Annotated in this window: 22 protein-coding genes and 3 pseudogenes; 14 read left to right on the forward strand and 11 right to left on the reverse strand. The window is 59.0% G+C overall.

The annotated features are described in order from the left end of the window. Window positions 1–4: 4 nt before the first annotated feature. Window positions 5–794, forward strand: a pseudogene (locus ACW4PC_RS18510) (hypothetical protein). Window positions 795–894: 100 nt separating this feature from the next. Here the strand turns inward: ACW4PC_RS18510 and ACW4PC_RS18515 are convergent. Beyond that, a complete protein-coding gene (locus ACW4PC_RS18515; protein WP_455874722.1) occupies window positions 895–2,508 on the reverse strand; it encodes an arylsulfatase in 1,614 nt (537 codons plus the stop codon). Between the two features lie 222 nt (window positions 2,509–2,730). Here ACW4PC_RS18515 and ACW4PC_RS18520 point away from each other — a divergent pair, with 222 nt between their 5' ends. Continuing rightward, entirely contained in the window at window positions 2,731–3,084 is a 354-nt protein-coding gene (locus ACW4PC_RS18520; RefSeq protein WP_455874723.1) for a hypothetical protein, read from the forward strand. 506 nt (window positions 3,085–3,590) lie between these two features. Here the strand turns inward: ACW4PC_RS18520 and ACW4PC_RS18525 are convergent. Both ACW4PC_RS18525 and ACW4PC_RS18530 read right to left on the reverse strand, forming a co-directional pair. After that, window positions 3,591–4,025, reverse strand: a complete 435-nt coding sequence (locus tag ACW4PC_RS18525; protein WP_455874724.1) for a type II toxin-antitoxin system HicB family antitoxin — start codon at window positions 4,023–4,025, stop codon at window positions 3,591–3,593. A gap of 4 nt (window positions 4,026–4,029) precedes the next feature. After that, the gene (locus ACW4PC_RS18530; RefSeq protein WP_455875058.1) at window positions 4,030–4,218 is read right to left on the reverse strand and encodes a type II toxin-antitoxin system HicA family toxin; all 189 of its coding nucleotides are present in this window, start codon (window positions 4,216–4,218) and stop codon (window positions 4,030–4,032) included. 158 nt (window positions 4,219–4,376) lie between these two features. Here ACW4PC_RS18530 and ACW4PC_RS18535 point away from each other — a divergent pair, with 158 nt between their 5' ends. Beyond that, entirely contained in the window at window positions 4,377–4,529 is a 153-nt protein-coding gene (locus tag ACW4PC_RS18535) for a hypothetical protein (protein ID WP_455874725.1), read from the forward strand. A 1,330-nt stretch (window positions 4,530–5,859) separates the two neighbouring features. On the opposite strand, the gene ACW4PC_RS18540 is transcribed toward ACW4PC_RS18535, so the two are convergent. Together ACW4PC_RS18540 and ACW4PC_RS18545 are read right to left on the reverse strand one after the other, a co-directional pair. Then, entirely contained in the window at window positions 5,860–6,045 is a 186-nt protein-coding gene (locus ACW4PC_RS18540) for an SDR family oxidoreductase (protein WP_455874726.1), read from the reverse strand. Continuing rightward, window positions 6,032–6,646 (reverse strand): SDR family NAD(P)-dependent oxidoreductase, encoded by a 615-nt coding sequence (locus ACW4PC_RS18545; RefSeq protein WP_455874727.1) that lies wholly within the window; start codon window positions 6,644–6,646, stop codon window positions 6,032–6,034. Before ACW4PC_RS18545 ends, ACW4PC_RS18540 begins: the two co-directional genes overlap by 14 nt. Window positions 6,647–6,992: 346 nt before the next feature. Here ACW4PC_RS18545 and ACW4PC_RS18550 point away from each other — a divergent pair, with 346 nt between their 5' ends. Beyond that, a complete protein-coding gene (locus ACW4PC_RS18550; protein ID WP_455875059.1) occupies window positions 6,993–7,418 on the forward strand; it encodes a tyrosine-type recombinase/integrase in 426 nt (141 codons plus the stop codon). Between the two features lie 158 nt (window positions 7,419–7,576). On the opposite strand, the gene ACW4PC_RS18555 is transcribed toward ACW4PC_RS18550, so the two are convergent. Further along, on the reverse strand, window positions 7,577–9,346 hold the full coding sequence (locus ACW4PC_RS18555; protein ID WP_455874728.1) for an adenylate/guanylate cyclase domain-containing protein: 1,770 nt from the start codon (window positions 9,344–9,346) through the stop codon (window positions 7,577–7,579). A gap of 568 nt (window positions 9,347–9,914) precedes the next feature. On the opposite strand from ACW4PC_RS18555, the pseudogene ACW4PC_RS18560 reads away from it, so the two are divergent. Beyond that, window positions 9,915–10,247 (forward strand): annotated as a pseudogene (locus tag ACW4PC_RS18560) (transposase); the annotation flags it as partial. 279 nt (window positions 10,248–10,526) lie between these two features. On the opposite strand, the gene ACW4PC_RS18565 reads toward ACW4PC_RS18560, so the two are convergent. After that, window positions 10,527–11,636 carry a sulfite oxidase gene (locus ACW4PC_RS18565; RefSeq protein WP_455874729.1) on the reverse strand — a complete coding sequence of 370 codons (1,110 nt, stop codon included), beginning with the start codon at window positions 11,634–11,636 and terminating at the stop codon, window positions 10,527–10,529. Window positions 11,637–12,134: 498 nt separating this feature from the next. On the opposite strand from ACW4PC_RS18565, the gene ACW4PC_RS18570 reads away from it, so the two are divergent. From ACW4PC_RS18570 to ACW4PC_RS18590, 5 genes are all read left to right on the forward strand, one after another. Then, on the forward strand, window positions 12,135–12,635 hold the full coding sequence (locus tag ACW4PC_RS18570; RefSeq protein ID WP_455874730.1) for a GFA family protein: 501 nt from the start codon (window positions 12,135–12,137) through the stop codon (window positions 12,633–12,635). Window positions 12,636–12,908: 273 nt separating this feature from the next. Continuing rightward, complete coding sequence (locus ACW4PC_RS18575) at window positions 12,909–13,490, forward strand: hypothetical protein (protein WP_455874731.1); 582 nt, start codon at window positions 12,909–12,911, stop codon at window positions 13,488–13,490. Between the two features lie 72 nt (window positions 13,491–13,562). Beyond that, complete coding sequence (locus ACW4PC_RS18580; protein WP_455874732.1) at window positions 13,563–14,669, forward strand: substrate-binding protein; 1,107 nt, start codon at window positions 13,563–13,565, stop codon at window positions 14,667–14,669. A gap of 466 nt (window positions 14,670–15,135) precedes the next feature. After that, a complete protein-coding gene (locus ACW4PC_RS18585) occupies window positions 15,136–15,411 on the forward strand; it encodes a hypothetical protein (protein WP_455874733.1) in 276 nt (91 codons plus the stop codon). Between the two features lie 214 nt (window positions 15,412–15,625). After that, window positions 15,626–15,817: an aminotransferase class I/II-fold pyridoxal phosphate-dependent enzyme gene (locus ACW4PC_RS18590; RefSeq protein ID WP_455875060.1), complete on the forward strand. Its 192-nt coding sequence runs from the start codon at window positions 15,626–15,628 to the stop codon at window positions 15,815–15,817. Between the two features lie 278 nt (window positions 15,818–16,095). Here the strand turns inward: ACW4PC_RS18590 and ACW4PC_RS18595 are convergent. The 3 genes and pseudogenes from ACW4PC_RS18595 to ACW4PC_RS18605 form a co-directional block, all read right to left on the reverse strand. Beyond that, window positions 16,096–17,288, reverse strand: a pseudogene (locus ACW4PC_RS18595) (tyrosine-type recombinase/integrase); the annotation flags it as partial. Next, entirely contained in the window at window positions 17,285–17,671 is a 387-nt protein-coding gene (locus ACW4PC_RS18600; RefSeq protein WP_455874734.1) for a hypothetical protein, read from the reverse strand. The gene ACW4PC_RS18600 and the pseudogene ACW4PC_RS18595, both read right to left, overlap by 4 nt. After that, window positions 17,668–17,844 carry an Arc family DNA-binding protein gene (locus ACW4PC_RS18605; RefSeq protein ID WP_455874735.1) on the reverse strand — a complete coding sequence of 59 codons (177 nt, stop codon included), beginning with the start codon at window positions 17,842–17,844 and terminating at the stop codon, window positions 17,668–17,670. The genes ACW4PC_RS18600 and ACW4PC_RS18605 overlap by 4 nt, the downstream gene beginning before the upstream one ends. A gap of 111 nt (window positions 17,845–17,955) precedes the next feature. Here ACW4PC_RS18605 and ACW4PC_RS18610 point away from each other — a divergent pair, with 111 nt between their 5' ends. From ACW4PC_RS18610 to ACW4PC_RS18625, 4 genes are all read left to right on the forward strand, one after another. After that, window positions 17,956–18,756: a hypothetical protein gene (locus ACW4PC_RS18610; RefSeq protein ID WP_455874736.1), complete on the forward strand. Its 801-nt coding sequence runs from the start codon at window positions 17,956–17,958 to the stop codon at window positions 18,754–18,756. A 1-nt stretch (window position 18,757) separates the two neighbouring features. Further along, window positions 18,758–19,084, forward strand: coding sequence for a hypothetical protein (locus ACW4PC_RS18615; RefSeq protein ID WP_455874737.1), 327 nt, complete (start codon window positions 18,758–18,760; stop codon window positions 19,082–19,084). A 1,394-nt stretch (window positions 19,085–20,478) separates the two neighbouring features. Next, on the forward strand, window positions 20,479–20,649 hold the full coding sequence (locus tag ACW4PC_RS18620; protein ID WP_455874738.1) for a hypothetical protein: 171 nt from the start codon (window positions 20,479–20,481) through the stop codon (window positions 20,647–20,649). A gap of 102 nt (window positions 20,650–20,751) precedes the next feature. Then, the gene (locus tag ACW4PC_RS18625) at window positions 20,752–20,907 is read left to right on the forward strand and encodes a hypothetical protein (protein ID WP_455874739.1); all 156 of its coding nucleotides are present in this window, start codon (window positions 20,752–20,754) and stop codon (window positions 20,905–20,907) included. Between the two features lie 138 nt (window positions 20,908–21,045). On the opposite strand, the gene ACW4PC_RS18630 is transcribed toward ACW4PC_RS18625, so the two are convergent. Beyond that, on the reverse strand, window positions 21,046–21,810 hold the full coding sequence (locus ACW4PC_RS18630) for a class I SAM-dependent methyltransferase (protein WP_455875061.1): 765 nt from the start codon (window positions 21,808–21,810) through the stop codon (window positions 21,046–21,048). Window positions 21,811–22,097: the final 287 nt, after the last annotated feature.

Genomic DNA, 22,097 nt, shown 5'->3' on the forward strand with positions numbered 1-22,097 from the left:
TGGGATGAAGCTTTTGAAACTCGGACTTTGCGCGGCTGTCGCCGCCATGATTTGCAGCGGCGTCCAGGCGGCCGACGTATCGCCGCTCCTTACTCAGGATCCAAAGCCTGCCGAAGTGCCGGAAGGCTGGACATTCTCGATTGCTCCATATCTGTGGATGGCCGGGATATCCGGCGAGACGGCGCAATTCGGGCTGCCCACGGTGGACATCGATGCCGACTTCGGGGATATCCTTCGCCATCTCGATTTCGCTTTCATGGCGGCAGGCGAAGCCCGATACGACCGTTTCAGCGTCATCGGCGACGTCATCTACACGAAGCTCTCCGCCGATGGCGAGACTCCATTCGGGGTATTGGCGACTGATGTCGATGTCACGTCGGAAAGCTTTTCGGGTTTGCTTGGCATAGGCTACGCGCTCCTCGACGGTCCGGCCGGACATCTGGACATCGTCGGGGGTGCGAAGCTGTGGTCGGTCGACACAACGCTCTCGTTCAACGGCGGCCTTCTCGGCGGTGTTGAGACAAGCGACAGCGCGCACATGGGTGGATGGCATGGTCGGTTTGCGTGGGAAGTATTCGTTCACGCCGGAGATCTATCTGACGGGATGGGGACTGGTCGGCGGCGGTGGAGCCGACATCGACTGGGATGTCGCCTTGGGCGTCGGCTACGATTTCAACGACAGGATTTCAGCCATCGCCGGATATCGAGCCCTCGGAGTTGATTACAGCGACGACGGCTTCGTGTTCGATGTTGTTCAGCAAGGACCGATCCTCGGGCTCGCCGTGCGCTTCTAGCGCGATTTCGCCTCTGACAGCCTGGAGCGCATCGCGACAGGCTGTCGACGCCGGCCATCGTCAGCTTTCGTTGAAGAGTTTTGTTACAGGATCGTGCAGATTAATCACCATTCAGCGCCGGAACCGACCCAGCAATATTGGCATTCAGAACTTTGTCATGTTCGCCGCCGGTGGGTTGGGTGATCGCTCGAGGGTCGCCTTGTATTCCCCCACTACCTTCAGCAGCGGTCCGAGAACCCAGTTGTACATCTCGCCGATATTGTGCTCCTCCTGCGGGATCCGACTCAATGTTGAACACCTTCGGATACCCGTTCATGGGTGCGGCGCCGGATCCGATACCGCCCATCAGCGTCGCGCCGCCTGGGCCGCTGCGTCCAGGTGCTACGTCCACAAAATAGGCCCGGAACTGTTTCCAGCGAACGGCGACCAACTCGGAACCCACGAAGGTCAGCAAATGCTCTCGCCGTCCTCTATCATTCTCGCCGCGCAGCAGATCGATCTGGTTGATACCGTCGATCGGCCTGTCGTCGGGCACCTTGCCGTCTGCCACGTGCGCGAAGGTGGGGAAGAAATCCATGATCGAAAACATCGCGTGGGAGGACCGTGGCCTGATCCGTTGCGGCCAGCGGATCACGGCGGCGGTGCGGATCGCGCCTTCGCTGACGTCACCCAACGCGCCGCGATAGGGTCCGGTCGTCCCCATGTCTGGCATGTCGGTGCCGAAGTGGCTCGCTCCGGGGCCGTCCGGTCCATTGTCGGAAGCAAAGACCACGATGGAGTTGTCCGCAATGCCAAGCTCCTTCAACGCATCAAGCATCGCGCCGACAATTGCATCACCCTCCATCAGAGAATCGCCGAACTGTCCTATTCGGGATGCATATTCGAAGCGTTCCGAAGGCAAGTTCGGAAAGTGCGTCCGGGAAATCGGCAGATAAAGAAAGAACGGCTTGCCCGCTGCCGTCTGACGCTTCATGAAATCGACACCGTGATCCACCAGCTCCCAGTCGATCTCGCGGCGCACTTCCTCGGTGTATGGCTTTACCAGCTTTAATGGTTCTCCCCGTTTGGCCTCAACAATGTGCGGTCCCTTGTTGAGGGGGATGTCGACGGACTTGGTCTGGCGGCCCTGGCGGATCATGCCGAACGCATCCCAGGTATCACCGGGCGGGATTCCGTAGAACTCGTCGAACCCCTGGTTCTGCGGCTGGCTATACGTCTGCCCGCCGAGGTGCCACTTGCCGAAGATCGCAGTAGCGTACCCCGCGTCGTGCAGCATCTCCGCCATCGTGATTTCGTCCGCCGGCAACGAAAACGGGGTGCCTGCAACGGCGACCAGGGAGAGGCCGGAGCGGATGGAATAGCGCCCTGTCATCAATGCGGCGCGCGACGGCGTGCAGGATGGCTCGACCAAAAACTGAGTCAGCCGCAATCCTTCAGCGGCGAGTTGGTCGATGCGCGGCGTCGGCGATCCGCGCAGCTCCCCACCGCCGTAGGCGCCGACGTCGCCGTAGCCAATATTGTCCGCCAGAATGAACAGGATGTTCGGCTTTGATGGCTGCGCAAATGCCGTTCCCACAAGCAACGACTGAGCGACGAGACACAACCCGATCGCCAGTGCCCGGCGCGTCTGCCGCCACAATGTAAGCCGTATCATGCTGTGCCTCCACTTGACTACCGGCCCCGAAATATCCGACAGGCGGATACTGTGGTTCATCGGAGGATATCCATCAATCAGGCAGGCGCTGGCGCTCCTGCGACTCGTGGAAATGTCTTCTGTGACCAAGCGGTCGCCGCTTCGGGAGTGTTATGTGATCCAGTCTGTGGGTTAAATTAAAACTCTGTCTATTGTCCTTTGGGGAAACGGCCACAAGCCGTCGTGAGATTCGTTGCAGCCAGGGACTCGAAGCGGCCGCGCAGTTTCGATGGTAGCGGCAAAATGGGCGTCCAATTGGACGTCTGGCATGATGGGTTCGTCGGTCGGCTGGATGTGATTGAAACAGACCGTCGTCGATGCGCGGATGCGGCCTGTCCCTCGAGCAATACGGAAATTGAGCGATTGAAGAACGCAAATGAATCGCACGAGAAAATAATTTCCGCTCCGTCACCGCTTGAAAACGTGGGCTCGGTGGTACTGCAGGAATTGCGACTGCGGCCGATCGTCAGGTCGTGGTGGAACGAGCAGACGTCGTTTCGGATTGACGAAGCCGTGTGCGATGCGAGCCTGCGGGCGAGCAATTTGTTCGAAAAGTCCATGTGGATCACCCATAAAGGGTTGGCTACGGAGCCTTGATTCTCACATGATTTCAAAGGCTTAGTAAAAGTTCCTTTGAATTTCCGATGTTTTTCCGTCGCGAGCGACCGTGGATGCCACCTTTGTGCCGTGGCTTTGGGCCTCAGTCAACCGGCGTGCAAAACGGTAATAATTTCCGCTCTTGCGGCCTAAAGTGGACCTCGCACGTCAGTGTGTTAAGGTCGGAATCGGGTTACTCGAGCCTTAGCCGGTATTCGCCCTGAAGATCTGCGGCGAACGCGCCGACGCGCCCTCCCACGCTAATCGAATGGCGGCAAAGCTTCCGTGATGGCTGCGGCGATCTGATCCTCGTTCTGACCACCGACAATCGAAGCCGACCCGAATTGAAATGTCGGCACCGATGACACGCCACTGGCGCGCGAGGCCGCGATTTGCTCCTCCGTGATCGCCCTTTCTTGAGAATTGGCGATCAGCCGGCGCGGCTGTACCCGAGAACGTCGATCGGGCCGAAGCTGAACGACGTCCGAGGTGCCCCGGGTCTCATCTCAAGCTGAAAGTGCGTATTCTCGGACGTTGTCCTCGTTCTCTGCCCAAGCGATCTCATGCTTCGCTGCTCGAGCTAGGAAGCCGGATCGCGTAAGTCCTTGAGCTTCGGCGAAAGCGTCAATTTGCTTGAGAACATCCTCGGGAAGAGTGATGTTGATGCGGACGGCCTTCTTACTCTCGGTTTTCAGGGAAACAAGGATGGCGACTCCGTCCTTGTTGTCAGGGTCGGCCATAACAGCGTCTAGAGACGACGGCTCCCGAATAGCTTCGCCATCCTCCAGGAGGCCTTGAACGTGAAGGGATAGGGCTTCTTCTGCCATACGGCGCGCATCGTCTAAGTCAGTGCCGGCAGTCACGACGCCAGGAAAATCAGGAAAGGAAACACCGAAGTCGCTATCAGCGTCCTTATGGATCAGTCCGATATAGTTGCGCATTGGTTCACCTCAGTTTTAAGCCGGATTGCTTTTCTATGCTTTTGAGCGTCCCGATCGGGATATCCCGCTTCGGATGGGGAACGGTCACTCGGCCTGCCTTTTCGGGATGCTTGAATTGGACGTGGCTGCCTTTCGTGGCTACTACGTACCAACCGTCTGCCTGCAATGCCGAGACGATGTCGCCACTCTTCATGAGTTTGTTATACACATTCGGTGTGTATAAATCAACAGCGAGTTGATTTGTTCCTGAATCTGAAGCGATCATTGAAGGGAAAGCGCTCCTTACGATCCCGAATTTCTCAATCCCACGCGGTCTTCGGCCGCTTTTCTTTTCCAACATCGGAGAATGTCATGACCCGTAGTATTAACGCGGAGGGGCTTTCGCACATCAAGAAGTTCGAAGGCCTGCGACCCGAGCCTATCGAGATGTCGCGAACAGCCTCGATCCTCCGATTGCGCGATCAAAAGCCTCGATCCGCTGGCGACCAGCGCCGGGGCGGATGAGAATGACGTCCACTGCAAGGGCACGGTTGTCGATCGCCACAGACAACATTTCCAAAAGCAACATGTCCAGCGGACGGTGACCTTTCCAATCGCCTGGATTAGCTCGCTGTTCTTCTCGATATGCCAGAGGACCGTAGTCACATCCGCACCACCTATTCCCTTTGTTCGGCCACGGCCGGGCAAGTCCTTCTGTCACGAGTACCCTGCCAGCGTCTCGTCCGTCTGGAAGAACCGCCCTTACGAGGGCGCGGCGGTCGGAAGTCCGATCCTTCCCTCCGCTGTTGACGAGCCGGTATCCCTCGACATGAGCGACTGCAGCCGTAGCTTCGCTCGCTCCCCGATTTCCTTTTCCCGATCGCACTCCGCCTCAATGGTTTCCGGCGTGTCGATATCCAGCAGACGCCATTTCGTGCCTAGCTCCCAGCCGGTGTCCCCGTCTACGAGACAGGTCAACCGACGCGCGACTCTGTCTCCCCAGAACAAGTCTCGATCGCCTCTGAAGGTGTGGCCATGATGGCCGTACCTATCCCCACGGATGCTGCTGCGATTCGGATATATCTCATTGTCGTATCGATACGAATTGAACCGCTCCGCCACAATCCTCCCCAGGCACAGACACAGGCCTGCCGACAGCCCACGGCCGGAACGACATGTCCATCGTGGAAACTCCCAAGATACGCGATACTGAATGGGGTTTGGTGCCGACGCTCTCATGGCGAGGGGGATTTGGACCCGGTCACGTCATGTCGCGCGGCTTCCGCCATGTTGCAATCCATGTTGCTTGGAGTTGTCGAGGTCACAGGGAAACGCCCGGAAATGTGGGGGGATAAGAATGCAACATCGCGCAACATGAAAATGCGCAAAGCGTTGCCCCCTGGGGAGGTGAAGCAATTGATTTTGTGTTGGAAAGCGGTTGGCTGTGGAACCTGGATTCTCACATGATTTCAAAGACTTAGAGAAATCGCCTTGAAATTTCCTCTGTTTTTCCATCGCGTGCGACCGTGGATGCCACCTTTGTGCCCTGGCTTTGGGCATCAGTCAAATGGACGGGTATCGGCAATAATTTCCGTTTTCGGACCTCAAGTTTACGGTGAGGCGGCCATAAAGCGCCCGTCAGCTTTGCGCCCGCACGTCGGTCATAGAGGCAGTTGTTGCCTCTGCCTAAAAGCAGCCGTTGTATCGGGCTGGCGCGACGACATCCGTGCGCCATGAGCCACTACGACGTCCACCTTGAGCGGAAGTGGACAGCAAGTTTCGGGGACGCTTAGCGGGAAGCTATCGTACTGGCTGCCCACACTGTGTCTAAGAGTCCCGATGCGCGACCAGCGATTTAGTCGATCTGTGCGCCTCCTGTCGCATTGGCCATCGTGGCTGTCATGCCGGCCGCCAAGTCGCTGGCCAGGAGTACCGCCGCGTCAGCTATTTGCGCGAGCGGCGTCACACGCCGCAACGGGGTATCCTTGGCGAACTCTTTATGGATTTCATCGAAAGTCATACCACGCTCACGCGCAGCCATCGACCAAACGTCGTGAACGCCGGGAGAGTTCTGGGGAGCCCGGCGAACGAACCCACGTGACCCTCACTCCTAAGGGCCCGTTCTCTACTGCTAACTGTCGCAAAAAATGCTCGACGGCAGCACAGGCAATTCCAAACCCGCCCACGTTCGGGAAAGCTTGGCGTCCAGCGTTCGCACTGATACCGACGATGGCACCACCACCGTTGCGCGCCATATGATCCGCAACTGCAGTTCCGGTGTAGAACCACGTTGTGAGACCGGTTTGAACGGGCCGAAGAACTTTCTCTAATGAAATCGTCCCGAGTGGCTCACCTTGCGTGTCGCCCCAATCGATCGCGTTGAACATTATCTTGACCGGACCCGCCTTATCGGAGATCAGCGCGAGTTGCGCCTCAACAGCTTGCTTGTCCGTTGCATCCACAGGCATCACCTCCGCCATTCCACCCCGCGTCCGAATATCGTCCGCAACCGCATCCAACCGATCCTTGTGACGGGCCGCCAGGAAGACGCGAGCGCCTTCTCGGGCAAATGCCTTTGCCACGGCCGCTCCAACAGCCCCACTGGCACCATAAACAATTGCATTTCGATCTTTCAGCAACATGCACCTCTCCTTTTTGCCACCGTTTACATAAGCTGGCACTAGAAGACGATCGCGAGTTCCGCCTTCCGACATTACCAAGAGAGATATTGCGAGCATGCTGACCGTTTTCGGTTAGGCGTTTGCGCGATCCCAGATCACTGAAGGCGACATCGAACGTCCATTTGGTCAGGGCGTGGCCTTGAGCAGAGAGTTGGCCTGAATTTGCGCAGAGACCTCGAGCAGTTCATTTCGACCGCGGTGCCGCCGGTGGCGGACTCGCTTCTGCGACGGTCAAACTCGTAAAATGATCATGAGGGTTCCCATCCTAATGGCCGCTTAGGGCCCAACTGCCGACGACTGATCACGAATAGGAACCCTCGTCACAGATCAAGAAATCCGAACCCGTGCCATGGTCGTCCAGCAAAAAACCGGACGTGCCGTACAGTTCGAGATCACGGCCGACGTCAGGGCAAGTTTGCTTGCGTGGCTTGAACGGAGAGGCGGTACAATTGACGACTACGCCTTTCCCAGCCGGGTCGATCATGCCGATCATCTCAGCACTCGCCAATATGCCAGATTGGTCGATGAGTGGGTCACTGCAATTGGGCTACGATGCGAAGACTACGGCACACACTCGCTTCGACGCACGAAGGCCGCGATGATCTACAAAGCGACAGGCAATCTTCGTGCAATCCAGATCCTGCTTGGACATGCCAAGATCGAGAACACGGTTAGGTACCTGGGCGTGGACATCGAGGATGCGCTGGAACTTGCGGAGCATACAGAGATTTGACAATGTGCGGCCCCGCTGGGTGCGGGGCCAAGCTGTAGGGAAAAGCATTTCAGATTTTCGCAGTTCTATCGAGCGGCGATGCGCCAACACCAGTCATTGCTCCTCATTTGAGCGAGTGGCTGCAGAAGGTTGAAACCGGGCATTCCCCTGGTGCGCAGTTACGCCAAGCCGGCCTTGCGAAGCCCGTCCACCACCAACTCGAAATCCGCGGGGTTCTTGTAGGGCAGCACTTTGCGACGGTATTCCAGGGAGTAGTCGGGATTAACCCGGAGCACCTCCTGCCAAGCCGCGCGGGCCTCGTCGAAACGGCCCAGATGGCCATAACTGGAAGCCAAAAGCGCGCGAGAAACATCGGTAACGGGATTGCGGGTCAGCCGCTCTTTCAGCAAGCCAACTGCATGTTCGTACCTTCCCAGTTGAAACAACGCCAATGCCTGGAAGTGCAGGAGCACATCCGGAAAGTAAGGGTTCAAGACCTTCGCCCCATCGAAATACTTGAGCGCCTCGTCGGCCCTGCCCGAGTAGTACAGCGCCTCGCCGAGGCTGACGTGCCCTTCAGCGAAGTTCGGATTGAGGATTATCGCACGCTGGGCCTCGCTGATGGCCATATCGTGTCGTCGCGCATACAATTCGACGATGCTCAGCGCCCAGTGCGCCCTAGGATCGCGATCATCCAGCGCTACCGCCCGCCTCGCAAGCTCTTCCGCTTGCTCGCGCGAATTCGGCGGTGACGGGCTCCATCCGTTCAAGTAGTCGAGTCCGTGGGTAAGGGCCAGGAACGCGTGGGCCGAGGCGAAATTCGGGTCCAGCTCGATTGCACGTTGCAAAAGATCCCGGGCGGCGATGTTCGTCTCCTTCGTCAGCCGGTGCCACAGCTCTCGGCCACGCAGGAAATAGTCATAAGCCTCCACGTTGCCAGTGTGCTCTGGCACCAGCCGCTGCCGGTCGCCTTCCGTCAGGTTGATGGCCAGCGCATCCACGATCTGCTGAGTGACATCGTCCTGAACCGCGAATATGTCGGTCAGGTCGCGATCGAAGCGCTCCGCCCACAGATGGCCACCCGAGGCTGCGTCGATAAGCTGGGCGGTGATCCGTACCCTGTTGCCGGATTTACGGACGCTGCCTTCCAGCACGTAGCGTACGCCGAGGTTTCTGCCGACCTCCTGCACGTGGACGTTCTTGCCCTTGAAGGTAAACGACGAATTGCGGGCGATGACGAAGAGCTGCGGCAGCTTTGAGAGAGCCGTGATGATGTCTTCCGAGATTCCATCGGCGAAATACTCCTGCTCGACATCACCGCTCATGTTGGCGAAGGGCAGCACGGCGATCGACAGCTTCGGCGGCGGTACCGTCGCCAGCCGGCTTGTCGCGGATTCGGAGTTCGCGGTTGCCTTTGCCTCGGCGGTGCCGACACGCAGCGAATACACCCGGATCGGCTCGGCGATGTTCTTGAGCTGCGTGTTGCCGAGATCGCTGACCGAGAGGTCAAGCCGCGCCTTGACCTGACGATAGGCATCCTCGGATAGGCAGATGGCGCCAGGCGCCGCGACGCCCTCCAAACGCGAGGCGATGTTGACGCCGTCGCCCATTAGATCACCGTCGCTTTCCTCGACTACGTCGCCGAGATGAATTCCGATCCGGAACTCGATGCGGCGCTCCTGCGGCACGCCGGCATTGCGCTCGACCATGCCATTCTGCACTTCCATAGCGCAGCGCACGGCGTCTACCACACTGCGGAACTCGACTAGCGCCCCGTCCCCTGTGCGTTTGATCACGCGTCCGTTGTGCACGGCGATGGTCGGATCGATCAGGTCGCTGCGCAGTGCCCGCAACCTCGCCAAGGTACGTTCTTCGTCTGCGCCGGCCAGCCGGCTGTACCCGACCACGTCGGCAGCCAGGATCGCTGCTAGCTTCCGGTTCTCGCTCATCGAGCCATCTCCCTAGTCGCCATAATAACACGAAGACACAGGGAAGGAGGAAAGTTCGGTGTTCCAGCGTGCCGGTGGGTGAGATCCAGGCTCGCCATCTGTTCACCCTCATGCCTGAAAGCTTACGATGCTGAGCACCGATCGCGAGGCGCGCTTGACGGTCTGGATCTACACCTTCGAGGGTGACAGGGGATGCCGTGCTGCTCTCGACAGAACCGCTTTGGTTTGCAGCATCCGGTCCCCAAAACGCGGCCGATGTCTTCTATCAGTTGCTGGTCGACCGTGCCGTCGATACCTGATGCCGCGGCGGCCGCCCGTGGCAGGATTGGGAGCGTGGTACGTTCGCCTCGTGCCCGCTGAACTGCGCCCTGGTCGACCATATCTAGCTCGTGATGGGTCGATTTTTCGCGTTCACCCCGTTCGCAGAAGGAAGGCGGCCGACTTCGCCGACGATGTTCCGGCCTCACTGCAAGCACGGCCCCACACTCATGTTTGGGGAGCACTCAGCAGGTGACGAGATCTGTGTGGCCGAAACCCCTAGAGTAGTCGAGCACGGAGATGACTGTCGGCGTCGAAGAGCGATTGCGACGCCTGTGACCTGAAGCAACGCTGCTGCCCAAATGCAGGTGCTCGCAAGGTACCGCGTGATCTCAACGAAGATGCCCGCGATGTCGCCCGAGCGATTGCTGCCACGCCCGAATATGAGCAGTCCCGACATCGTCGCAAGAAGGTCGAGATGCTCTTTGCTCACCTTAAACGCATTCTCCGGACGGCGCGTTTGAGGTTGCGAGGTCCGTGCGGTGCAAGAGACGAATTCCTGCTCGCAGCAACCGCCCAAAACCTTAGGAGACTCGCGAAACTGAGACCACACAGGGCACCGCAGGGCGTCATCGCCGCATAAAAGCGGAGGAAGGCAATACGCTGCGCAAAGCGTGGGGCAGATATCTGATGACTTTCATGTAAAGCCGAAACGGCTCGACGCGTAGCTAATCCGGCGAGTTTTTCAACGGTATCGGCCAACACAGGACATGCCGCTTCCGGCCGGGGTACTGCCGGACGGCAACGCGCTCTCATAATGGTCATCGAGCCACCCGTCGCTGTTGCTGCAAAGCGGACATGACGCAGTGACAACGCGGGTCGCAGTTGCGCCAAAAGCCGCCATTCCGCCCCATGCGGGTGATTAGATCACGAATTCCTCCTCGTACGTCTGTGGCTCGGGAACGACCGTAACCTCCACCGGAACGATCCAATTGGCCGCGTAGCTCTCGCAGTCGGAACGCTGGAGGTCGGGCTGCACGCACCCCGCCCCATCGATCGCGCGACATCGCAGTATATATCGCCCCACTTCTTCAGGGGTCCACATGTACTCCCACAAGCGCCATGCAAAGGGACGTTCTGTTTCGAGGAGCCTTCCCTCGCGCCAGCCCCTGCCATCTCCGGTGCAGACCTGCACCTGCCGGATAACAGCCTCTCCGCTCCAGGCGGCTCCGAAAATCCGGTACGGTTGGCCGGCGATGAGACGCGCCCCCTGCACGGGACGCGCGATCTGCGCTTTGACCTCCATCTCCGCAAGGGGGACCAGCCTGGGTTCCCCGAGGCTGCGCTCCCAACGGAAATAGTCGCGCGCCTGCCAGTAGCCAAGGAACGGTTGCTCCACAACCGTGATATGCGTGATCCATTTGACCCAAGCCATGCCGAACCAGCCACCCACGACCGCGCGTAGCGGGTAGCCGTGATCGCGCGTCAACGGCTCCTCGTTCATCGAATAGGCAAGGATCGTGCTTTCAGCGACGGCCTTCTCAAGCGGTAAACTGCGCGCAAAAGCGATGGGGCCGGGAGAAGCCGTTTTCTTGTTTGTGTCGACGACGCCGCTGTCGGCGCCTGCGAGCAGAACCTCACGTGCGGTTCGCTTAACGCCCGCCATTTCCAAAATCTCGCGCAGAAGAACACCTGTCCACGCGGCATTGCCGACGGCTCCGTTCTGCCACTGCAAACCCTCCTTCGGCGGCACATAGTAGACGCGCCCGTTCCCTGCACACTCGACGACGGCGGTGAAAGTCGTGCTCCGCATCGCCTTGATGCTGTCGAGGTCAAGTTCGATCGGCCGCTCCACCGCCCCGCCAACGCGCAATCTCCAGTCTCGCGCATCGATGTCCGGCGACGGGAAATGGTTTCGCACGAAGAACAGCTCGGTTGGGATCAGCCAATCGGAGAGCGACGCAAACGGAAACTCGATGTTCTGTGGGGATTTCTGTCGAACTATTAGACTGGGTTGCTGTGGTGTCGGCATCGTCCTCGTCTCCCCTTTCAAGAGCACAACGTCGGCTCTCGGTCGCGCGAATTCCGGTACGATCACACCGCCCCTCGCAGTGCGTCTGTCGCATTCCGCCTTCGGGCCGCATTCTAGCACATACCGCACGTTCCTCGGATCGACCTCGAACGGCAGCAAAGGGGCCGACGGCGGTCTTGACCGCTTTGCGCCCGCATCTCGTTCGTCAAAGCCACGTTGAGCAACTTCCAAAAGCGGACTTCGCCAGCGCCCGCGCCGGAACTTCGCGGCTGCGGACCCACCCAACAGTCTCTGCGAGCTTCGGCCACCGCTTAACCGGCGGTTGAAGCGGAAGTTATGGGCAGACGGTCGAGAAGGCGTGATCGCGTCCATTCTTCTGGGCTGGCAAACCACGCCCACTACCACCAGAATTGGATCCGCTCTGGGAGGCTGGACGATCAAAAGACGAAAACCTAAAAGAGAGTAAGCCCAAACCCGCCTCTTGAAGGAGCAGAAAAAATGAAACGCATCGAGATGGAGGTGAGCGGCGGCTGCCAGTGCGGTGCCGTGCGCTACCACGCAACCGCTATGCTTGACAATTCGCATCTCTGCCATTGCCGCATGTGCCAGAAAGCCTCGGGCAACATCTTTGCCGCGCTCGTCGCCGCGCCCGATGATGCGCTCACCTGGACGCGCGGCAAGCCGAGCGTCTGGAAGAGCTCGGAGCTTGTCGAGCGCGGTTTTTGCGCCAATTGCGGCACGCCATTGTTCTTCCACCACCTCGAAAACGGTCGCACCAACCTGATGATCGGTTCGCTTGACGATCCGCACGCCTTCTCGCCGCTTGCCAATACCTGCACCGAGAACATGGTGGCATGGTTCGATACGATCACGGGCATAGAAAATACCGGTGCGACCGAAAACAACGGCACCGACTGGGCCGCGGCGATCAAGGAAAGCAACAACCAGCACCCTGATCACGATACCACCTCATGGGCAGTGAGGGGGCGTGATGGCTGAGTCCTATTCCGGCGGTTGCCAGTGCGGCGCTGTCCGTTGCCGCTATTCCGAAAAGCCGTCGTGCCGGAAACCAACGACAGCAACAGCTTCAAGATGATGCACGCAGGGTGCCTGAAGGTCTGCTCTTTAGCTAATTCGTGCCTCGAAGCAGCTCGTCAGTTTCCCGCCCAAAATAGAACGTTCTGTTTCTCGCAGGATCTACATCAGGCTTGGGTTTTTCCCCTAGGTATCGACGGCACACGGGGCTATCATAGGGCTCACTGGGGGTGTGCGATGACAGACGTCTCGATACGCCGGGCGGACTTCATGATGGTCCTGGTCTATGCTTCGGACCTCGCCACCGGCCATTCTCGCGACTTCGCGCTGAAATCCTGCGTGCTCTCAATGCGGATCGCCGAGCTTGCGGGTGTTTCCGATGAGGTTCGGCGCAATGCCTACCACCAGTCGATGCTGCGCTATGTCGGCTGCAATGCCGACACGGACCTTCTGTCGGCCACCTTCGGCGACGAAATCGCGCTCCGCCAGGATCTTGTCGGTCTCGACATGGGCAATCGTGCGGAACTGGGCAGGGTCTTCGTGCAGGCCTTCAAGCGGTTCTACAAAGTGGCGGACGTCGACCACTTCATCCGTATCTTTTCGACCAAGGGCGCCGACAAGCGCCGGCTGCACGGCTCGAAGGGCGCAACCGTCTTCCGCGACCCCAGCGAGCCCGACCGCGTCTGGGCGATCTTCGACTGGGACGCCGAGGGCTGGAAGAATTTCGTGTCGGATCCGGAGGTGCCCGCGATCCTGCAGGAAGCCGGCCATGTCGGCAAGCCGCAGGCGGCACTGCTGCTCGGCCACTACGAGGCCTGAGGTCCCGCACTGCGCGCCGCCTGCCGCCCGGCGGCGGCGCGCCCGACGAACCCCCAGATTTGGAGAAATCAAATGGATCCAAAACCCATCAAGATCGGCCTTATCGCCGAACTCACCGGCCCGTTGTCTTTCATGGGCATCGCAAATGCGAACCTCACCACCATGCTCGTCGACGATATCAACGCCAGGGGCGGCCTCCTGGGCCGGCCAGTGAAGGTCGTCATCGAGGATGGCGAAACCATCGACGGCGTCGCCAAGACAAGGACCGCGAAACTGATCGACGTCGACAAGGTCGATGTGGTCGTCGGCGGCATCTACAGCTCGACCCGCCAGGCCATCAAGAGCGAGGCGGTTACACGGGGCAGAACGCTCTACATCTACACCGAGCAGTACGAGGGACAGGAAAACGATCCCCTGATCTTCTGCACGGGGCCCGTGCCCGCGCAGCAGGTTGAACCGCTGATACCATGGCTCATGAACAGCACCGGCGCGAAGAGGTTTTATTTTCCGTCGGCCGACTACATCTGGCCCCATTTGCTGAACAAGGCCGCGAGCCGGGTGGTGCGCGCCAATGGCGGCGAGATCGTCGGCGAGGAGTATTTTCCGCTGGACACCGTCGATTTCCGGCGGACGGTGCAGCAGATCATGGCGAGCGGTACCGAGGTGGTTTTCAATACCATCGTTCCGCCGGGCCTGACACCGTTCCTCGAAGAACTGCACAAGGCCGGTTTCGGCAAACGCGGCGGCAAGATCGTCTGCACCTACTTCGACGAGAACTTCTTCAATCTGGTGCCGTTCGAGCAGATCGAGGGCCTCTACAGCTGCCTCGACTACTACCAGGAACTCGACGATCCGTTCGGTCGCGCGCTCTTGCGCCGCTACAGCGAACGGTTCTCCGGCAGTGCCCTGTTGACTGCGGGCAGCGGGTGCACCGGCCACTATCGGGCGATCAGGATGTGGGAAGCGGCGGTGAAGGAGGCCGGCACGGTGGAGCGCGACGCGGTCATCCGGGCGCTCGATCACGCTCGGATCAGCGAGGGACCGGGCGGCCCGGCCGAAATGGTTCCCGGCCAGCACCATGTTCGCATGAACATGTACATCGCGCAGGCGCAGGGCGGTCGATTCCGGGTTGTGAAGAACTTGGGTCCGATCGATCCCAACGAACGAGCGCGCGCTTAGCGACAAATTCCAACTAGGCAACGCGGGGTAGCTGGCGGCGTCGATCACTGTTCCTCCAAGTGGCGGGGGCGGCTAGATATTGCCCTCGCCATCAACCGGGCCGATAATGGCTGTACCAGCCACACCCACGAGAGCGACCGGCAAATCAGGACGCGCTATCTGTGCCGCGAGACTTGAAGTCGCTGACGGGCGACTATTCAATTCCCGCTCTTGGCGCAATCGTTACGCGATACGCTGGACGCGTCGGTCCGATTTCTAGTCTCGCCATCCCGAAAACGGACAGTCCGCAAACGGCCCCCAAAGCGGCCATTGGTCCTACCACGGTTGCGTGCGTCGGTCCTCTGCAGATTGCGCATCGGAAAATACACAAGAACTTTCTGCTACGCGCATGCCGCCAAAAATGGTAATGCAGGCAAGGGGCGGTTTCGTCGAGGGACATGCGCCGCCTGCAGCAGGGGGGTGCGTCGTGCCAATCGCCACCGTGTCCAGCCGGATGCTCTCCGTCACCGAGGAAATGCGCACGGTCATGGATTTTGCGCGAAACGTCCTGGAGGGCGACGGCCTGGGGCCTGATGCCTGCGATTTCATGTTCGGCAATCCGCAGGAAACGCCGTTGCGTGGATTTGTCGATGCATTGATCCGCCACGTCGAGCCCAGGATGTTCACTGGTTCGGTTATAAAAAGTACGAAGCGCTGGCGCGCGAAACGGTGGCCCGTTCGCTCAGTGAGGCGCGAACCGTGACTACAAGCCAGAAGACATTGCGACCACCGCGGGAGGGTTCGGCGCGATAGCGGCTGCGCTGCTCGCCGTGCTCGAGGTGGGACGGGAGGTCATCTATCCGCGTCCCGGCTGGCTCGCCTATGGTGCCCAGATTTCGCGGCGCGGCAGGGACACCCGTCGCCGTCGACCTAGCACCGAGAACCTATGACCTCGATCTCGAAGGATCGAGGCAGCGATCACCCCGCGCACCCGCGTGGTAGTGGTCAACACGCCGCACAACCCGACCGGCCGCATCTTTCCCCGCGCTCAACTCGACGCGCTCGCCGACAAGCTCGTGGCCGCGTCCGAAAGATTTGGCAAGGTGATTTATCTCCTTGCCGACGAGCCCTGGAACAGCGCCAGTAAAAGATGTTGCCGCGGCGAATAAGGTTCTCGACGTCGTGGCGGACCGCCATGGGTTTGTTGCCCTTGCCTGCCACCTGAGACGCCGCTACGCGACTTTTGCGTAGGCATCACCTGTGGGCTACAGTTATGGGCATCAGGTCGCCGGCACGACTGGAAAATCAAGGAATTAAGGGCTTTTAGGGAGAATTGGCTGGGGAACCGGGATTCGAACCAAGATTCGACTGGAGTTACAGAGTTTTCTAAAGACATTGAAAATGCTAAAGAAATTCCATCCATGTCGCGCCTATGTCGCGTTGACTGCGAATAGAGCCTGCGCCTTGCAGCCGCCACCGCCGCCCCTTCATCAACCGCCGGAAACAAATGTCCGTAGGTGTCAAAAGTCACTTGGATGGAGCTATGGCCCATGCGTGTCTGCACTGACTTCGGCGTCAGTTCGAGCCCGCCGTCTATCTTCCGGTTGATGCACCATGAAGCGTACCAGTGACGAAGCGTATGGAAGCCTGAATACTTCGGATACATGATCGGATTGCCTTCCTCGTCGACCTTATCTGAGGCAACGGACACGCCTGCCGCCAGTTCCGTCACCCACAATCCGCGGTGGAGCATATTGTTGTGGTATTCGATGTTTCCGGCCCGGTTGGCGAAGACAAGGCCGGCGTCGTTCTTCGGGCACGCGAGCTGCCATTCCTTTAGCGTGTTCACGACGATCGGGGGCAGGGGCACCGTGCGTCGCCCGGCCCCGCTTTTCGGCATCCCAACAACGCCATAGCGATCCGCGCGTTGACGAACGTGCAGGATGCCTTTCTTCAAGTCTACGTCTTCCCAACGCAGGCCGCGCGCCTCGCTTGCCCTAAGTCCGGTAAAGATCATCGTGACGAGCAGCTGGCCGATAACGACCAGTAGCGGCGTCGAGGATGGCCCGGATCTCCAAATTCGTGGGGATGTCCGTCCCGACCCTCAATTTCGCCTTGGCGCGCTTCTCTGACGCCTTCGTCCCCGATCTGGCCTTAGACAGCTCATGGACAGCATTTCGCACCACAAGGCCGCGTCCCTGGGCGTCGGCAAGGATGCTGCCGAGACTGACCGTAGCGCGCTTGATCATCGCGGCCGATCGCCCTGTCTCCCGTAGCTCATCCTGAAAAGACGCGCACCCACGGCACTGTGACCTTCGTCAGCTTCACCGTGCCGGCGAGGGGCACGATATGCAGATTGAGGTGCTGGCGGCGCTGGTCCATCGTCGTGCGCTCCAGGCCAGCCGCATCGCCAGATTTGAGCCAGAACTTGCCGGCCTCCTCGATTGTGATGGTGGCACTGTCTGCAACGTGAACGCCCTCCCTGACCTCGACAGAGGCCGTAGCGGCGAAGGCATCGGCTTCCTTCTTCTTCGTGAAGGTTTTCAGCCGACGCTTGCCTGCAGCGTCTCTGTAATCGACCACCCAGGCAGCCTTTTGTTCACCTTTCGGCGTTGTCCATTCTCGTTTGCGGACACTCACTGTTTCTCCTCCGAAGCTGGGCGTTCAAGCTCAATCATCCTTCTAGCTTCGCCTTCTCCGATCCAGACCTTCAGATTCTCTTCTCCACGGGCGATGCGGTCGAGACTTATTTGGACGAGACTATTCACCAAGCTGTCATTGAGCCCTGACATTGGTGTAGACAGCTCCCATTCCAGACTTAACTTCTCGATGCCGTCCATAACCTCGCTGTCCAGTTTGACAATGGATGGCCGCCGTTCGTCGGCGATCACTTTCCATAAATCTTCATTGGCAGTGGTCAGTCGCCCGAGCACCGACAAGAACTTGCTGCTTTGCGTTATGTCGCCTGAGCGAGAATTTTCTTGAATATCGCGAAAGTAGCGCGATCGAGTGATCGATCTCATCGACCAGTTCCTGAAGACTCGGCTCCACCGGGAAAAACCTCTCGGAGAGCGTCCAAGATCTCCGAATTCATCGATCTGCCACTTTCTTCAGCGGCGCGCTTTATTTGGTCGCGCATGCCCGGCGGAAGCCGAAGCGGAAACTGATCCGACCCGCGTCCTGGTTTCATAGCCATTACGATCTAATCCCCTGCAATGAAATCACAGTAATTTTTTTCTGCTTGACGTGCAAGCAAATTACGGTAATTTACATTACGGTGATTTCATTGCGCGGAGGTTAACGCCGAATGACAAAGAACGCCGAAAATACGGTTCCAATCGAGTTGATTTGGGGCGCTGAAGAAATAGCCAAGACGATCGGCAGATCACGCCGCGCCGTCTTCCACATGCTCGATAATGGCGAGCTACCTGCCAAAAAAGTAGGCGGCCGCTGGGTCGCTGAACGGGGCAAGCTCCTGAGCTTCTTCACTGAAGCAACGCCGGATCATGGGAACAACGAGAACGGCGTCATGACGGCGCAGCAATTCTCCGCGCAGAACCCGGCGCCACATCCGGCCGTGCCTCTCCTCCGATCGCACTTTAATCTGTCCGCATTGGAGACATGCGAAGTGATTGCCATTGCTCGGCCGTTTCGGATCCTCAGGAGAGTGCACGGATGGAGAAAGTTCGCCTCCATCCCTCCGCGGATCTGGCAAGCGGACCTCAAGGCCGTACGCGGCGACCTCGATGCCATCGCTGTCCACTATCATCTCACCACTAGCGGCCACGCCAACATGCTCGGCCTCTACTACGTCCCGATCGCGTACATCGCTCACGAGATCGGATGCACCATGGAAGGGGCATCGATGGGGCTCGAAAGCCTGATCCGAGCTGGAATTTGCGCTTACGACTATGAGCACGACCTCGTCTGGGTCTGCCGGATGGCCTCTGATCAGATCGCCCCCCAACTTTCACCGAAAGACAAGCGAGTGAAAGGCATTGCTGAACAGCTCGCCATGCTGCCTATCTCCCCAATAACATTGGATTTTTACCGGGGAGTACAGACTTCCTTTCCACCTTCACGAAGAGTTCTGCTTAGAGGAATTTGAGTTGGCCTGTTCCGATCTGCAGGGAGCCCCATCGATGCCCCTTCGAAGCAAGAAGAAGGAGAAGGAACAGGAAAAGGACCTAGGACAAGGAGAAGGACCATCGGGCTTAGGAGGGTGGAAAGCCTCAAATGCTGAGGGCTACGGCGGGAGTCCGTTGCTGACGCCTTATCCCAAACCCGCGAGTGCTGCAGATGGAAAGCGCCTTCTCGCCGGCCTTGGTATCCCGGAGCGTGCGGTCGCCAAACATCTCGACGCGCTTATGGTCGGCGAACTTCGGCCGTTCGACATTGAAGAATGGATCACAGAGGCGGAGTGGGGAGCGTCATGAAAAGGGACCCTGATCGCCAAGACCGAAGGGTTCCGCTCATAGGTGTGGCAAGACACCGGCGCCGGAGCCGGATCCGGCAGGAGGAAGTGCAATGAAGAAACTAAATCAGATAGACCCCGATCTTAGCGAGGACATCCTCGACGCCTTACAGCGGGCCGGGATCATCCGCCTGGATCGATGCGTTGGGCTCATATCGAGACCAGAGGGTGGCCTACGTGTTGCCACTATGGAGGAAATCGAGTTGCTTCTCAAACCTACTCACCACTAAGACCGGCAACGCCGGAGTCGAAGATCCGGCAGCAGAGGGGGGAAGGACAATGAACAACCTCGAAATGTTCGCATCTGCGAACGGCTTTCGCTGGTTCCCGCCGTTGGAATGGGTTTTGTTTCGGAATCTTGGCGATCTTCATACGGAAGCAATCCGTATCACCAGAGCACAGGTCGCGCTCCGTGGTGGCACACCTCCGCTCTGGCTATTTTGCCTGCCTGACCAACTCCAAGTCGTGGGCATGGATTGGGCGGCCCCGGCGAAATGTATTCGACATTCACCTGGATCCGTCGGTTTTTACGGGTAAACAGCATCAACATGTACGCTCACGTTACGGAGGTTTGGATGCACGACGAATTAATTGACGGGGTCTCTGTCAAAAGTTTTAACCGCGTCGGACCGTTCTACGAGACCTATTTTACTATCAGAAAGAGGAAGGCTGGGTCTCAGCTAAAGCCCGATTTTAATATGCAAACCCGGGAAGCCTTGAATCTGTTCTCGATGCATCGTCCTCCCAAACTTCGCGATGAGGATTTTGCCGCCACTGGGGCCACCGAGCGTGTTTTCGATCGGAAATGTTAGGCCTAGAGGGCACCTGAAGCTGCCGTAATCCTGATTGGGGGACGATGCACTTAGAGATCCCCTAGAGACGCGACCCACTTGGCGCGATTTCGGGGACGCGTTATTGTGGTATTATGGCACCGCTTTCAAACCAACGTCACGAAGCTTTCGCCCGTCTCATGGGCGGGGGAACGGCGTCGCGGGCCTATTCCGGTATCTATCACGTCACCGGTAGCGTGGCCGAAGTAAACGGTTCCAAGCTGCTAAGGAACGCTAAGGTGGCCGACCGGGTGGGAGAACTGAAGGTGCAGGCGAAAACAGACCACAAAAACTGTCGCCTCCTTAGTCACCGATCTCGACGAGGCCATTGTTTTCGCACGAAAATGCAAGAACCCGTCCGCTGTCGTCGCCGCAATCGCGCTGCAGGCAAGGCTCCTTGGCCTCGAGGCTCCGAGGCAATTGGAGGTGGTTCCACCGGCCAGCGCCGCTACCGACAAAGGTCCTGGAACTGACCGAGGAGGAGTGGACGGCGCAGTTTTCGACGGGACCGGGACCGAGGCCCGCGTTGACCGAGGGGGCTAAGCGTCTGAAGGCGGAGAAGCGGAAGCTGAATGGCCGCACGCGCGATTATCAGCGCGGCCCTGAACAAGCCATCGAGGCCGCCAAGGCAATCGATTGGGGCGATGACGCAGCGGAGATCGAAATGCCAAGCAGAAGGGTGATCGATCTCGATTGATGCCCGCCGTGGTGGGGTGGCTGGTTGAACCCACGCCGATCATGGCTCGCGGAGGCCGTTCGCGTCGAAGATAGCCGAGCCCACTAAGAAGAGGAGGCCTTGATGGAAACCCGGAAGACAGCGCCGAACCCGGTCACCCGCGAGGAGCTTGTCAATGATCTCCGAATGATAGCGGAACAGGCGGAGGCCAGCGGCGACAGGGTTTCCGCCGTCCGCGCGCTGAAGTACGCGTGGCGCATCGAGCATGTCTGCAATTAAGCCCATGCCACTCCGCATCGGCCCCGCCATCGCGCTTGTTGAGACGATTGCCCCGATGATAGGCCGCTTCGCACCGGGGACGCTTGCCGGAATAGCGCGGAGGGATTGCCGATCTGCGCCGCTGCCGCACGAAATTAATCAAAGCCGAGCGAGAAAACGCCACCCTGCACTCACATCCGCCAGCATTTGTCTGGCATCCGCCCAGGTGCGAGGAAATGTCCGGAGCGCGATCGTCAACGCGACGGGATGCTCGCGGGCGACATTGGCGAAGTTGGGCAAAGCGGGCAAAGGTGAAGGCGGAAAGTGTGATCGGCCCCGAAAAACTGCGATGACCTGCCGCTCATCCGGCGGATGTCGGTTAAGTTGGTTTTTCCGCGACATCCAGCGAAATCTCGACAACTTTCCGACCGCTGCAAGATCCGCTGTGATCGCCAGGAAAGCCTGGCGCATTTCGAACCATTCAGCCCCCTCGATCTGCTGCAAGGACTGCTCCCGCTGCTTGCGGGCAGCAAGCGTGGTCGTATCTTCCTGGTTTTTCAGGCGGAACCCCGCTTGGGAAAGAGCCGTCTCATTGAAGCCAGCAGGAACAAGAACGAGATTGCCCTGCGAAGCGCGGATATCGAACTGTTGCCCGTACAAGGCACCCGTCAAGACGACAGCATCCGTGAGAAACAAGATGTGCAGGCCGGAAACGAGGTGGCGGAACCAGTCTTCGAAGGCGGCTTGGCGATCCGCGAAGTGCGATACCGCGTCGACGCAGACCACAATGTCGAAGGAGTTGTCTTCGAACGGCAGAGGCTGACCGCAATCGGCGGTCAGAAATTCGGCCCTCTGTTGCGCGCCGCCTGTCAGTGGAGACTTTTTCAACAACATCGATCCGACGCGGACGTTCGGAGCACTCAGCTCGACCTCGCATCTGAGGTGCCAAAATTGACATCGGTTAGGAACAGGGGGGACGACTCAAAAAAGACGCGGGCTTGCCCAAGCACCAGCGGCATGGCGAATTCGCTGTATACCGCGATCACCTTTCGGCCGAGCGTCGTCCCTCATTTGGTTCGCACCGCATTAGATGGACGACGCTGAATGCCAATTGCGCCTGGGCCAGGCTGGCAAGGTGCGAGTCGCCCGACGACGACGGAGTGGCGCGGCAATGCCAAGCGTTAATAGCATTCTGAGCCGGCGCATGGCGG

The organism is Rhizobium yanglingense (assembly GCF_977109285.1).

Coding starts and splice junctions, on each gene's coding strand:
- ACW4PC_RS18515 (WP_455874722.1), bottom strand. CDS start 2,508: ATGAACCACAGTATCCGCCTGTCGGATATTTCGGGGCCGGTAGTCAAG.
- ACW4PC_RS18520 (WP_455874723.1), top strand. CDS start 2,731: ATGGGCGTCCAATTGGACGTCTGGCATGATGGGTTCGTCGGTCGGCTG.
- ACW4PC_RS18525 (WP_455874724.1), bottom strand. CDS start 4,025: ATGCGCAACTATATCGGACTGATCCATAAGGACGCTGATAGCGACTTC.
- ACW4PC_RS18530 (WP_455875058.1), bottom strand. CDS start 4,218: ATGAAGAGTGGCGACATCGTCTCGGCATTGCAGGCAGACGGTTGGTAC.
- ACW4PC_RS18535 (WP_455874725.1), top strand. CDS start 4,377: ATGACCCGTAGTATTAACGCGGAGGGGCTTTCGCACATCAAGAAGTTC.
- ACW4PC_RS18540 (WP_455874726.1), bottom strand. CDS start 6,045: ATGGCTGCGCGTGAGCGTGGTATGACTTTCGATGAAATCCATAAAGAG.
- ACW4PC_RS18545 (WP_455874727.1), bottom strand. CDS start 6,646: ATGTTGCTGAAAGATCGAAATGCAATTGTTTATGGTGCCAGTGGGGCT.
- ACW4PC_RS18555 (WP_455874728.1), bottom strand. CDS start 9,346: ATGAGCGAGAACCGGAAGCTAGCAGCGATCCTGGCTGCCGACGTGGTC.
- ACW4PC_RS18565 (WP_455874729.1), bottom strand. CDS start 11,636: ATGCCGACACCACAGCAACCCAGTCTAATAGTTCGACAGAAATCCCCA.
- ACW4PC_RS18570 (WP_455874730.1), top strand. CDS start 12,135: ATGAAACGCATCGAGATGGAGGTGAGCGGCGGCTGCCAGTGCGGTGCC.
- ACW4PC_RS18575 (WP_455874731.1), top strand. CDS start 12,909: ATGACAGACGTCTCGATACGCCGGGCGGACTTCATGATGGTCCTGGTC.
- ACW4PC_RS18580 (WP_455874732.1), top strand. CDS start 13,563: ATGGATCCAAAACCCATCAAGATCGGCCTTATCGCCGAACTCACCGGC.
- ACW4PC_RS18600 (WP_455874734.1), bottom strand. CDS start 17,671: ATGAGATCGATCACTCGATCGCGCTACTTTCGCGATATTCAAGAAAAT.
- ACW4PC_RS18605 (WP_455874735.1), bottom strand. CDS start 17,844: ATGGCTATGAAACCAGGACGCGGGTCGGATCAGTTTCCGCTTCGGCTT.
- ACW4PC_RS18610 (WP_455874736.1), top strand. CDS start 17,956: ATGACAAAGAACGCCGAAAATACGGTTCCAATCGAGTTGATTTGGGGC.
- ACW4PC_RS18625 (WP_455874739.1), top strand. CDS start 20,752: ATGGAAACCCGGAAGACAGCGCCGAACCCGGTCACCCGCGAGGAGCTT.